Below are 12,363 nucleotides of genomic sequence, written 5' to 3' on the forward strand. Positions count from 1 at the left end.
TGAAATGAATTTTTATGTACAGGAAGAAAATATAATAGCTACAGATCTTAATTTAAGTAATAGCTTTAAATCATCTTCAAAGGAAGAAGCTCTAAATACAAGGGGAAAAATCTTTTTCCTAGCAGAAAAGAACCCTAAATACTTTAGAAGGTGCTTTCTTATGGATAGCTCTTCTTCCCTTCCTTATGATAAGGAAGACTTAAATGTTTTAAGAACCAATAGTATGCTTAATTCTGATTATAGTTATTTTAATAAACTTATTGAAGAAAAAACAGTGGTTTTCTTAAATTCCGCTTATAACAATTGGACAGATCTATTAAATAAAAAACAGATTAATAGAAAGTGGAAGGTTAATGTAATTGGATTAGGTGATGTTGGGGGCACTCTTGTTACTGGTTTAAGACTTATGGGTGGAGATGTACTAAGTTCCATAGGCATATATGATAAGGATGAAAGCAAAGTAAATAGATGGTACTTTGAATCTAATGCTATATTAGACATAAATTCACCTGATGCTCCTTTTGTTTTTCCTCTAGAGGAAAAGGATCTATTTAATTGTGATATGTTTATATTTTGTGTTTCCGTAGGTGTTCCAAAGGTAGGTAAAGAGCATAAAGATGTAAGACTTGCACAGTTAGAAGGAAACTCTAAAATAGTATCCTACTATGCTAAATTAGCTAGAAAAAATAATTTTAAAGGAGTTTTCTCTGTAGTCTCTGATCCAGTAGACCTATTATGCAAGGTTGCCTTTAATGAAAGTAATAAAGATGATAAAGATGAGTTTGATTTTAATGGATTAGGTTCAGATCAAATAAGAGGCTATGGTTTAGGCGTAATGAATGGTAGAGCTGCCTTCTATGCTAAAGAAAAAGATATATTAAAAAATTATAATGAAGAAGGGAGAGCCTTTGGTCCTCACGGCGAAGGGTTAATTATAGTCAATAGCGTAGAAAACTATGATGAAAATATTTCAAACCTTCTTACTGACCTTACTAAAAAAGCTAATTTAGATGTACGAAAAACAGGATTTAAGCCCTACATAGCACCAGCTCTTTCTTCTGGAAGTTTATCTATATTAGCTACTATAAGAGGGCAATGGCACTATAGCACAAACTTCCTTGGTGGAACTTTTATGGGTTCTAGAAACAAATACGGATTATATGGAGCTGAATTTGAAACCTATAATTTTAATGAAACCCTTTTTAACAAGTTAAAAAACACTTATGATTATTTAAATTCTATATATTTTTAATTTGTAATCTTTCTGCAATTTGTATATGATAGTGATACAGAAAGGAGTGACTTTATGGATATACGTGCAGATTTTCATTTACACACCACTGCCTCTGATGGAATGTTAAATCCTAGAGAGCTAGTAGTTCTAGCAAAAGATCAAGGTCTAGATTTAATAGCTATAACAGACCATGATACTACAGAGGGAATAAAGGAAGCCCTTATAGAAGGAGAAAAACTAGGCATTAAAGTTATCCCAGGTATAGAGCTTTCCACAATTCACAATAGTGAAAGTATCCATATACTTGGATACTTTAGAGATAATTCCTATGAAAATGAAGAGTTTCAAAGTTTTTTAAAAGACATGCAAGATTACAGAATATCTAGGGCAAAGAAGTTTATTGCTAATTTAGATAAATTTTTTAATATTAAGTTAGATTATGAAGAAATAAGAGAAAATGCAAAAGGTGTTGTTGCAAGACCTCATATAGCAAAAGCCATAATAAACAAAGGCTATCCTTATAGCTGGGATTACATATTTGACAAACTAATAGGTAAAAATAGTCCTGCTTATGTTCATAATAAAAAGATTTCTATTGAGGAAGGTATAGATATTTTAAAAAATTTAAATGCAGTGGTAATGCTTGCCCATCCTAAGCTAGTAAAAAAAACTCCTGTAGAAGAACTAATTAAATTTAACTTTCATGGTCTGGAGGCAGTATACTATCTGAATTCTGAAGAAGAACAAAATAAATATATAGATATAGCAAAGAAAAATAATAAACTTCTATGCTGTGGCTCTGATTTCCACGGTCATGGGAAAGAAGATACAAAACACGGCTATATAGGTACTGTAAATAGTAATTTACACGAACTTGAGGCGTTTATAAATTTATTTCTAAAATAATATAAAAATAGCTAGAATCTAAAATTTTAATTTAAGATTCTAGCTATTTTATTTTTATTCCTTTTTCTCTTCTTCCAAATCTTTTTGCTCTTTTTCTATTTTATCTTGCTCTTTATTTATTTCATCATCTAAATACCATTTATTCTCCGTTGCAGGGTTACTTATTAATCCTGCCATTACTAGTATAGCAAGTAATGAACTAACAATTTCTTCGTAATTTTGAGGTAGTATATTTATATTAAAACCCTTTAATAGTAATGGAATAAATGCAAATATAGAAATCCACAAACCATAATTTCTTAACCTTTTAAATTTCATAAAAATCACCTCTAAAGAAAATAGGATACTATATAGTATTCCACTTAATCTTAAGAGGTGATAATTTTTAACTGTTAATTATTCTAATGCATTGGATCATAAATCTCGTCTTTGCAATAAAAAAGCCATGCAACTCCCCTCTTAAATAATTCTTAAAAAGGAATCACATGACTTTTTAAAATAAAAATTTATTGTTTCATTATGTGATTTTTAATTAATAGAATACTCCCTAAACTGTCATATTACTTAGAATTCTATGCTTCTAATAAGAAAGCATAATATCCTCTCATTGCTTCATATATATCTGCCTTGCTTGCTACTTCCCATGGGGCATGCATATTATGTAATGCAACTCCACAGTCTATTACTTCCATACCGTATTCAGCAAGAATGTAAGCGATAGTTCCACCGCCACCTTGATCTACCTTTCCAAGTTCTGCTGTTTGCCATGTAACTCCATGTTTCTCCATTATGCTTCTTATTTCTGCTATATACTCAGCATTAGCATCATTACATCCACCTTTTCCTCTAGAACCAGTGTATTTATTAAAAACTAATCCTTTTCCAAAATATGCAGCGTTTTTCTTTTCCATAACAGATGGGTAATTTGGATCATAAGCAGCACTTACATCTGAAGATAACATCTTTGAATTAGCTAAGCATCTTCTTAACTTTAATTCACTGTAGTCTCCTACTCTATCCATTACTTCTGCCACTACATTTTCAAAGAATTTTGACTGCATACCAGTAGCTCCAATGCTACCTACCTCTTCTTTATCTACAAACAATGCTACGCAGGTTTTATCTGTTTTATCCATATCAATTATAGCTTCAAAGGAAGTATAAGAGCATACCCTATCATCATGACCATATGCCATAACCATACTTCTATCAAATCCATAGTCTCTAGCTTTTCCAGCTGGAACTACTTCAAGCTCTGCTGACACAAAATCCTCTTCTACAATTCCATATTTTTCGTTTAATAATCTTAATATATTATTTTTAACTCTTTCCTTTGAATCTTTGTCCTCTATTGGCATACTTCCAACTAAAAGATTAAGGTCTTCTCCCTCAATTCCGTTAGATAGCTTCTTATTCATTTGATCTGCTGATAGATGGATTAAAAGATCTGATATTCCTATAACTGGATCATTATCATCCTCTCCAATTATAACTTCAACAGAAGTTCCATCTTTCTTAATCATAACACCATGTACACTTAGTGGAATAGTAACCCATTGGTACTTTTTAACTCCTCCATAATAGTGAGTTTCCATAAGAGCAAGATCTGTATCCTCATATAATGGATTTTGCTTTAAGTCTAATCTTGGTGAGTCTACATGGGCCCCCAATATCTTAAGACCCTTTTCAAAGTTTTCTTCCCCTATTAAGAACATAGCTAAGGTTTTTCCTTTATTGTTTGCATAAACCTTATCTCCTGGTTTTAAGCTTTTGCCTTCAGCTATTATATCTTCAATATTTACATACCCCTTTGCTTCAGCAAGGCTTATAAATTCAGTAACACATTCACGTTCTGTTTTACACTTGGACATGAATTCTTTATATCTGTCACTTAGAGCAAAAACCTTTTGAAGGTCTTCCTTTGAATACTTGTCCCAAGCCACTTCATAGCTTTTAGTTAATAAATTCTTTTTTTCATTTTTTGTTGACATTTTGTATCCCCCATTCTTTTCAGAATAAATATAAGCAAGAATTGTAGTAACAACTATATTTTACATTAACTTTTAAAAAAATACAAACAAATGAATTTTATTTATCATTACTTATTATATAATCTATCCTTATATCGGTTTCATCCATAGGTATATTATCTAATATCTGATTACTGTAAGCTAATGCAATCTTTTTTGAACCTTTTTTTATGTCTTTTAAAAACCTATCATAAAAGCCTCCACCATATCCTAGTCTTCCTCCATGCATATCAAATGCCAAACCGGGAATAAAACTAGCATCGATATCTTCAATGCTTACTATTTTAGATTCATCATATTCTGGCTCCAATATTCCCATAGAGCTAGGTTTAAGATCCTCTAGAGAACTTATATATATAGCTTTCATACCTTCTTCTTTAGAAATCACCCTTGGTACACATACTTTTTTATTAAGTTTTAATGATTCTTTAATAATTTCATGAGTGTCTACTTCATTTTTATAGCTTACGTAAATAAAAATTGTATTGCTATAGATAAAATTTTCATCCTTTAAAACCTTTTTTAATATATCTTTATTATATCTAGTTATTTCTTCTTTAGATAAAGATTTTCTAATGTCCATGGCTTCTTTTCTTAAATCTTTTTTCGCTTTAACTATCTTCATCTAATATTCTCTCCATTCTTTGATCTATTATCTCTGCTGGAGTTATGTTAGACATATGACTATATCTGTAACTTGCAGCAGCTGCCTCTACAATAACAGCTACATTCCTTCCTGGTCTTATAGGTACTGTAATCTTTCTTACAGGTACATTAAGAATATCTACATACTCTTTATCAATACCTAGTCTATCATAAACACCATCGTCTCTCCAATGTTCAAGGCGTATTACTAATTTTACAGTCTTACTATTTAGTACAGAACTTAGTCCATAAAGGGCTGGTACATCAATTATTCCCATCCCCCTTACTTCTAACATCCCAAAAGTTATATAAGGGGATTGACCTTTTAATATTCCTTCAATCTCTTTTATATCTACAGCATCATCCGCCACTAATCTATGCCCTCTTTTTATAAGCTCTAAAGCAGTTTCACTTTTACCAATGCCACTCTCTCCTGTTATGAGTATACCTATACCATAAACATCTACTAAAACACCATGTATCCTAGTATCAGGGGCCAATTTGTCATCTAGGTAAGTAGTCAATTTACTTATAAACCTAGTTGATATCATATCTGTTCTTAATACCCATCTATTATTTTTTCTAGCACTTTCTAACAACTCTTCATGAGGTTCTAATTCTCTTGTTATTATTAAGCATGGTGTCTCAAAGGTAAAATATTTTCTAAGTCTTTTTTTTCTAAGTTCTACCTGCATGTCATCGATAAAACTCCATTCTGCCATGCCCATTATTTGAATTCTCTCTTTAGCAAAATAGTTATAAAATCCAGATAATTGTAACCCAGGTCTATTTAAATCACTGGTACTTACATTTATTCCTTTTTGCCCCTTTACTAAAACCTCTAAATTAAAGTCTTTTATCAATTTTTCTATGGATACCGTCATGAAAACCCCCTCCTAAAATCTAACTTTACTTCAATAAAACTTAAATGATCCTATGATTTTATTAATTTACCTAATTAAATTATTTTTTCTTAACCATATCTAACTGAGCTCTAAAGTTAGATTTAATATTATCTATATATTTTCTTCTTAATTTCTCTTGTTCTAATTTCTCTTCTTCTGTTAGACCTTCTTCTTTGCTTTTCTTATATAAAAAATTTATTCTATTAATCAATTCATCTATATTCATAAAATCGTCCTTTCTTACTGATCCATGTTTTTATAAAATTTTTTATTTTTTATATTAATAAAAACCCTAATATAATTCTATATCAATTTTGCTACAATTAAAATGCATTTATTCTAAAAGTATTCTATAAAATAAAAACTTTGTAGTTTTCACCAAAAATATATTGACTATTTTCGTCATTTACATATTTTTACTTTTACTTTGAAACCTTATTAATTGCCGAAATTTTTACTAAGCTTATTTCATAGATTATATATTTTACTTATTATTATGTACTACTTTATGTATTCTTGTATTAATATGTAATATATTGACCATTTTTTTATCTTTAATAATTTTCATATTCTGATACAATAGTTTACGTAGCACATTTTAGGAGGAATATTAATGGAAAAAGATATATTAAAAATTCAGATAGATGATTTAAAAACTTACTTATATCTACTTTTGTCTAGAAAACCCATGACGGATGGCTATGTAGTTAAATGTAGCCAAGAATTGGACAAGCTTATTGTGGAATATCAAAAAATATTAAATTCAAATAAACCTATATCAATTAGTAGAAATTGAAATAAAGATTAAATAAAATCCCTGTAATCTCTATATCTATTTTAATAATTTACACTCTAATTATTAAAATAATCCAACCTATATAAAGGCTTTCTAAAGCTGTTAAATTCATAAAATACAAAAGGCTTGCATAATACTTATAAATATATTATAAAAATTCAGGATGAATTATATTCATGGAATTTTTATAATATTTATTTTGTGTTACACAAGCCACTGTAAACCATAATATCTATTATAGATTTAGTTCATTTAAAGCATCTTCAATATCCATAGCTTTACCCTTAGGAGATATAGCTAGTATAAACTCATTATACTGCCAATTCTCTTTAGATAAATCATAAGATACATACTGACCCTCTACTTCAAAATCTTCCATAAGATCTTCCATAATATCTCCTAAATTATCTATAGCTACATCACTAAGATATGGTAAGAAAAACTCATCATACCACTGATCATCTTCTATCTCACCTTCATATTCATCCTTAGCATAAGCTTTTGCAGCTTTAATCTCATCCTCATCAAAATCATAGTAGGCTCTTAATAAAAGCACATCCTCTTTATAAGGTATCTCCTCTACTTCGCTTATTTCTCCTTCTAATAGAAAATCCATTATTTCATCTTTTTTCATAATAATCCCTCCTTAGTTAATACTAATATAGTAGCTTTTTATACTCTTTTTTTACTGCTTCAAACTCTTTATCATCTTCAACTAGATTTAATTCCTCTTTATCTTCAAGCCTATCTACTCTAAATATAAAAGCATCTTCTTCCTTACCATCTAAAGGTGATAAAATAAGATACTCTTGCTCCTCTAAATATATCCTTGCAACGGCTTCAAAATCAACTTTATTTCCATTTTCATCTTTAAAAGACATTATTTCTCTATCTTCCATAATCTCACTCCAATCTTTAGAAACGCTAGTATTATAAATAGATATTACCATATTACAAATTTATTATTCAACCTATTTTCAAAAGTTACCTAACAATTTTAAAAAAGGCAAATAAAAAAGAAAGATGAAATAAAGAAGCTTCTCTTAACAAGGTTCTGAGAAGCTAAAAATTAGATTTAGAAAATCTTCTATAATGAATTAGAAAACCCAACTAATTTCTATTTTTATTTCTTCTTTCTTACTTTATATAAAATTTTTAAAAAATTCATTTAGCTATTTTAGTATATCTAAAAAACTTTCCACAAATTCTTCAGCCTTTTTATACTCTTCTTCTGAAGGAACAAAATTAAATTTAAGTCCTGGATTTACCACATTGAACTTTAAGCTTTTTAATCTTTCAGTTAACATAGGTACCCCTTCTCCACTCCATCCATAAGAACCAAAAGCTCCTGCCGCTTTACTCCTATTAGTTATAGGTGAAACCAAGGATAAAAGATCCCAAGCTGGTTTTACAGCATCTTGATTTATAGTTGGTGAACCTATAAGAACTCCGCTTGCCTTCTCAATTAATTCAGCTGCTTCATTTAAATTCATAGAAGTTATTTCATGACATTGTGCCTTTATACCTTTTGCACTTATCTTATCCACTAAGAACTTGGCCATCTCCTCTGTGTTTCCATATGCTGATATATAAAATACTTGAACATTTTTCTCTTTTATTTCTTCTATAGTTGCCCACTGTCTATAAAGATTTAAGTATTTTTCTACATCTTTATTATGAACTGGACCATGGCTAGGCGCTATCATATCAAATTTAAGGCTTTCTATCTTATCCAATCCACAGTTTACAAACTTTTTAAAAGGTCCCATTATTACCTCAAAGTAATATTTTGTTTCATCCATATAATCTTCAGCACAATCATCAAGTATACATGGTTTTTTAGGACAATAATGTGATCCTGTAAAATCACAAGTAAATAGTATTTCCTTCTCTTTAACATAAGTAAAAATAGTATCTGGCCAATGTAAATTTGGAGCAGAAATAAATTGTAAAGTATGATTACCTAAGTTTATTTCTTCTTTGGCTTCTCTAGATTTAAAGTCTTTGTTCATTATTTGTCTTAAATACATTAAAGCAGCTTTTGATCCTACTATTTCCGCTTCAGGATAATCTTCTATAAGTTTAATTATAGAGCCACTATGATCTAATTCCGTATGTTGGACTATTATATAATCTACTTTTTTATCTCCTATAACCTCAGTGATATTTTTCTTCATATCACCATAAAAACCAGTTTTAACACTATCAATAACCGCTACCTTTTCATCATTTATTATATAGGAGTTGTAAGTAGTACCTTTCCTTGTTTCCATAATTATATCAAATATTCTTAAATCAGGATCTAATACACCAACCCAATAAATATTCTGTTTTAATTTTTTCGCAGCCATGTAATAACCTCCTTAAGCATTTATTATCCGTATACCTTGTTAAGTGTCACACTAATTATATTACACAAAGTATCAACCTGTTACAACTTAATTTTATCATATATAATATAAATTTCAAGTATAACAAATAATAATTATTAATTAGATTTATTCTAGTAAGGGAGATTTTTCTCCAGTGTAAAATACATATTCAAGATGAAGAGCTCTTGTAAGCACTACATAAAGGAGCCTTTTATCTAATTCCTCTTCACTATAATTTTCTTTATTGCAATTATATACAACAGTACAGTCAAATTCTAGACCTTTAGTCATATAAGATGGTATTATTATTCTTTTAAGATCTAAGTCCTCATCACCATCTCTTATTAGAGTCCATGCGTTTTTACTATATTTTTTCATATGATCACTAATTTTTTTGCACTCCTTATATGTCCGTCCTACTATTGCCACACTATTTTTTCCTAACTTATAAACCTCATCAACGATGTTATCAAGCTTCTCTGCAAACTCCTTATTATTTTTATACTTGATTATTTCAGGCTCCTTCCCTTGTCTAAGTACAGGTTTTGCTGGATCTAAATTGTTTTTTTGCTTTTTTAATACCTTGTTTGCAAACTCAATTATTTCTACAGTAGAACGATAGCTTTGCATAAGAGGCATATAGCTACAGTTATTATTAAAGATTTCTTCAATTACTTTATTCCAGTCTTCAATACCCTTATAATAATATATACCTTGACCTAAATCTCCTACAATTGTGAAAGATTCACCTTGTGCAATATTTTTAAGGGTTTCTAATTGAAAATAACTATAATCCTGAGCCTCATCTATTACCACATGAGCAAATTTATATTTCTCCGGCACTCCCTCTATCTTAAATTTAATATATAACATAGCACAAAGATCATCGCTATCTATTATGTTATCTTCTTTACTTTTAAGTGCATCTTTTATCATATATTCTGCTAAAACTTTAGGTATCTTATCTCCTGTAACTTGATAAAACATATCCTCATCTTCAAACATTTCATAGTATAGAGACTCTGAATTTAAATTTCCCCAATTCTTGAAATACCTATCAAAACTATATTGAGCTTCTTTTTTAATGTATTTCTTTTTCTCATCTCTTTCATCATAAATTTCAATGAGTCTTTTCCTTCTTTCTGCTCCATCTTCCATAGTTTTCTTTGTTCTAGCTATGCTATATTCATAAAAAAAGTCTATCCTATCCATAACATCGCTAATTCTCTCTCTAAGCTTAAGCTTAAGATATCTTTTAATTTCTTCTTTTCTTTTATTAATAGGAAGATTAGTCATATCCTTTAAAAATAATTTTTTTATATCTTTAGATTGAAATAAAACATAATCGTCTACCTTTATATCCTGGATATCTCCATCTTTTCTTTCTAAGATTTGAATATATCTATCTAGCATAGTTTTAAATACCATACTACCTTTTACTTTACTAGAATTAGTTATATATTTAATGTCCTTATGATCTTCTTCTAATATAAAAGATAACTTCTTATCTTTAGTTACAACCTTCTTTTTTATATTCAATATTTGAAGAGATATATCTTCAAAGGTACTTTGTTTTACTTTATCTACTCCCAGACTAGGTAATACTTCTGATATGTAATCTAAAAATAACTTATTGGGAGCCAATACTAAAATATCTTCTCCACTTATTTTATTCTTATATCTATATAAAAGATAGGCTAGCCTATGAAGAGCCACAGTAGTCTTTCCTGATCCAGCAGACCCCTGGACTATAATAGGAAAGCTTTTTTCTGCTCTTATAATTGCATTCTGTTCCTTTTGAATAGTGGCTACTACATCTTTAAGCTTACTTCCTGTGCTTTTTTCCAAGTTTATCTTTAAGAACTCATCCACTAATACATTTTCTGATGAAACGCTTCCTACATTTCTTAATATTATATCATTTATACCCTCATCAAAAATATCTTTAATATAAGACTCATTATATAAAAACCTTCTCTTTAAAGATAAATCTCCACTTATAACACCAATTGGAGCTGTATAATAGGAATCCCCTTCGGAACCACTATAATAAAGATCTGCTATTGGAGCCCTCCAGTCTATAACTATTTCTTCTCCTTTTTCCATATCTCCTAAACCGATCTTACCTATATAATAACTCTCTTTTTCTTTTCTATATTCCCTAAAATCTATTCTAGCAAAATATGGTTCCTCATAGGAATCTTTATAGTTACTTAGGTTTTTATAAACTATATCATATAGTTTTAGACTAGTTTCAAGCTCTTCACTATAACTACCGTGAGAAGCCTTTTTTAAACTAGCTATTTTTGTCTTCAATTCTTTTTCATTATTTTCTATGGAGTCAACTTGAAACTTTATCCACTCTCTAGTATCTTTTAACTTTTCTCTTTCTAAAATTAACTCAGACTCTTTCCCCATATTTCCACCTCTTCTCTGAATTTCATATTATAACATTTATAAGAATTATCTGTCAATAAATCCTCCATAGCTTTCATATACTTTATTAAGTCCTTTATGGCCAATATGAATATTATGTTATAGAAGTAAAAAACAAATCAATATTAATATTATAACTTAAGAAGAGTATTAATAACAAAATAAAAATATACGAGGTGATACTATGAAAATTTTAATCTCTGGAGGTAATGGAAATATAGGTAGTTATTTAACAAAAGACTTAAGCTCTGAGCATGAAATATATTCCTTCACTAAAGCTGATTTTGATGTGTGTAACAAGGACATTATCCATAATATTATTTCTAAAATAGAGCCTGATATGGTTATACATTGTGCTGCTATAACTGATATAGATTATTGTGAGTTTAATCAGTGTGTAGCTTATTCCACTAACACTATAGGTAGCTTAAACATAGCCTCTATATGCTCCAAATTTGACATTCCTTTGTTATATCTATCTAGTAACTATGTTTATGGAAATTACAAAAGTAATCCTTATATAGAGTCGGATCAGTGTAGTCCAATAAATATATATGGTAAAACAAAGCTAGAAGGTGAAAATCTCATACGAACTCTATGCAATAAATTTTTTATCCTTAGAACTTCTTGGGTTATTGGAGGAAATAATTGTCCTATTAAAAGAATATTAAAAAACTCCTCCTCCATTGTTCTTTGCTCTGAAGAGATAACCAATATAACTTATATAAAAGACCTTTCTGAATTTATTAAACTAATTATAAAAACTGATAATTATGGCATATATAATTTATGCAATAAGGGATTTACCTCAAAATATGATATAGTAAATTCCCTAATAAAAAATCTAGAGTATAACAAAAAGACTATTAAAATTCCTGGTGACTATATAACCTCTGCTGCTCCTAGACCATCATTTTCAGCTATAAACTGTGACACACTAGAAAAAACTTTTAATATAAATATTCCATCTTGGGAGGATAGCATTATAGATTATTTAAAGTAATAAAAATAAATAAGGCTTTTCTAAAGTAACTTCAGA

13 protein-coding genes are annotated in these 12,363 nt (G+C 29.2%); 4 read left to right on the forward strand and 9 right to left on the reverse strand.

The annotated features are described in order from the left end of the window. The first annotated feature begins 4 nt into the window (after positions 1 to 4). Positions 5 to 1,252, forward strand: a complete 1,248-nt coding sequence (locus tag KQI89_RS13675; protein ID WP_216457526.1) for a lactate/malate family dehydrogenase — start codon at positions 5 to 7, stop codon at positions 1,250 to 1,252. A 54-nt stretch (positions 1,253 to 1,306) separates the two neighbouring features. Beyond that, positions 1,307 to 2,140, forward strand: coding sequence for a PHP domain-containing protein (locus KQI89_RS13680; RefSeq protein WP_216457527.1), 834 nt, complete (start codon positions 1,307 to 1,309; stop codon positions 2,138 to 2,140). A 54-nt stretch (positions 2,141 to 2,194) separates the two neighbouring features. On the opposite strand, the gene KQI89_RS13685 is transcribed toward KQI89_RS13680, so the two are convergent. The 5 genes from KQI89_RS13685 to KQI89_RS13705 form a co-directional block, all read right to left on the reverse strand. Continuing rightward, positions 2,195 to 2,458 carry a holin gene (locus KQI89_RS13685; protein WP_216457528.1) on the reverse strand — a complete coding sequence of 88 codons (264 nt, stop codon included), beginning with the start codon at positions 2,456 to 2,458 and terminating at the stop codon, positions 2,195 to 2,197. Between the two features lie 254 nt (positions 2,459 to 2,712). Continuing rightward, on the reverse strand, positions 2,713 to 4,131 hold the full coding sequence (locus KQI89_RS13690) for an aminopeptidase (RefSeq protein ID WP_216457529.1): 1,419 nt from the start codon (positions 4,129 to 4,131) through the stop codon (positions 2,713 to 2,715). Between the two features lie 97 nt (positions 4,132 to 4,228). Next, positions 4,229 to 4,795: a 5-formyltetrahydrofolate cyclo-ligase gene (locus tag KQI89_RS13695; protein WP_216457530.1), complete on the reverse strand. Its 567-nt coding sequence runs from the start codon at positions 4,793 to 4,795 to the stop codon at positions 4,229 to 4,231. Further along, the gene (gene hprK, locus KQI89_RS13700) at positions 4,782 to 5,699 is read right to left on the reverse strand and encodes an HPr(Ser) kinase/phosphatase (protein ID WP_032120839.1); all 918 of its coding nucleotides are present in this window, start codon (positions 5,697 to 5,699) and stop codon (positions 4,782 to 4,784) included. The genes KQI89_RS13695 and hprK overlap by 14 nt, the downstream gene beginning before the upstream one ends. A gap of 79 nt (positions 5,700 to 5,778) precedes the next feature. Further along, entirely contained in the window at positions 5,779 to 5,946 is a 168-nt protein-coding gene (locus KQI89_RS13705) for a DUF896 domain-containing protein (protein ID WP_081923182.1), read from the reverse strand. A 387-nt stretch (positions 5,947 to 6,333) separates the two neighbouring features. Between KQI89_RS13705 and KQI89_RS13710 the strand changes: the two genes are divergently transcribed. Beyond that, on the forward strand, positions 6,334 to 6,516 hold the full coding sequence (locus tag KQI89_RS13710) for an aspartyl-phosphate phosphatase Spo0E family protein (protein ID WP_051986283.1): 183 nt from the start codon (positions 6,334 to 6,336) through the stop codon (positions 6,514 to 6,516). A gap of 235 nt (positions 6,517 to 6,751) precedes the next feature. On the opposite strand, the gene KQI89_RS13715 is transcribed toward KQI89_RS13710, so the two are convergent. The 4 genes from KQI89_RS13715 to helD all read right to left on the reverse strand — a co-directional run bounded on the left by KQI89_RS13715 (position 6,752) and on the right by helD (position 11,306). Continuing rightward, positions 6,752 to 7,150 carry a hypothetical protein gene (locus KQI89_RS13715; protein WP_032120837.1) on the reverse strand — a complete coding sequence of 133 codons (399 nt, stop codon included), beginning with the start codon at positions 7,148 to 7,150 and terminating at the stop codon, positions 6,752 to 6,754. Between the two features lie 22 nt (positions 7,151 to 7,172). Beyond that, positions 7,173 to 7,415 (reverse strand): DUF1292 domain-containing protein, encoded by a 243-nt coding sequence (locus KQI89_RS13720; protein ID WP_032120836.1) that lies wholly within the window; start codon positions 7,413 to 7,415, stop codon positions 7,173 to 7,175. Between the two features lie 273 nt (positions 7,416 to 7,688). Continuing rightward, the gene (locus KQI89_RS13725) at positions 7,689 to 8,867 is read right to left on the reverse strand and encodes an FprA family A-type flavoprotein (RefSeq protein ID WP_216457531.1); all 1,179 of its coding nucleotides are present in this window, start codon (positions 8,865 to 8,867) and stop codon (positions 7,689 to 7,691) included. A gap of 147 nt (positions 8,868 to 9,014) precedes the next feature. Then, a complete protein-coding gene (helD, locus tag KQI89_RS13730; protein ID WP_216457532.1) occupies positions 9,015 to 11,306 on the reverse strand; it encodes an RNA polymerase recycling motor HelD in 2,292 nt (763 codons plus the stop codon). A 202-nt stretch (positions 11,307 to 11,508) separates the two neighbouring features. Here helD and KQI89_RS13735 point away from each other — a divergent pair, with 202 nt between their 5' ends. After that, positions 11,509 to 12,327: an SDR family oxidoreductase gene (locus tag KQI89_RS13735; protein ID WP_216457533.1), complete on the forward strand. Its 819-nt coding sequence runs from the start codon at positions 11,509 to 11,511 to the stop codon at positions 12,325 to 12,327. The last annotated feature ends 36 nt before the right edge of the window (positions 12,328 to 12,363 follow it).

This window comes from Clostridium simiarum (assembly GCF_018919175.1).
Classification (GTDB): domain Bacteria; phylum Bacillota; class Clostridia; order Clostridiales; family Clostridiaceae; genus Clostridium_L; species Clostridium_L simiarum.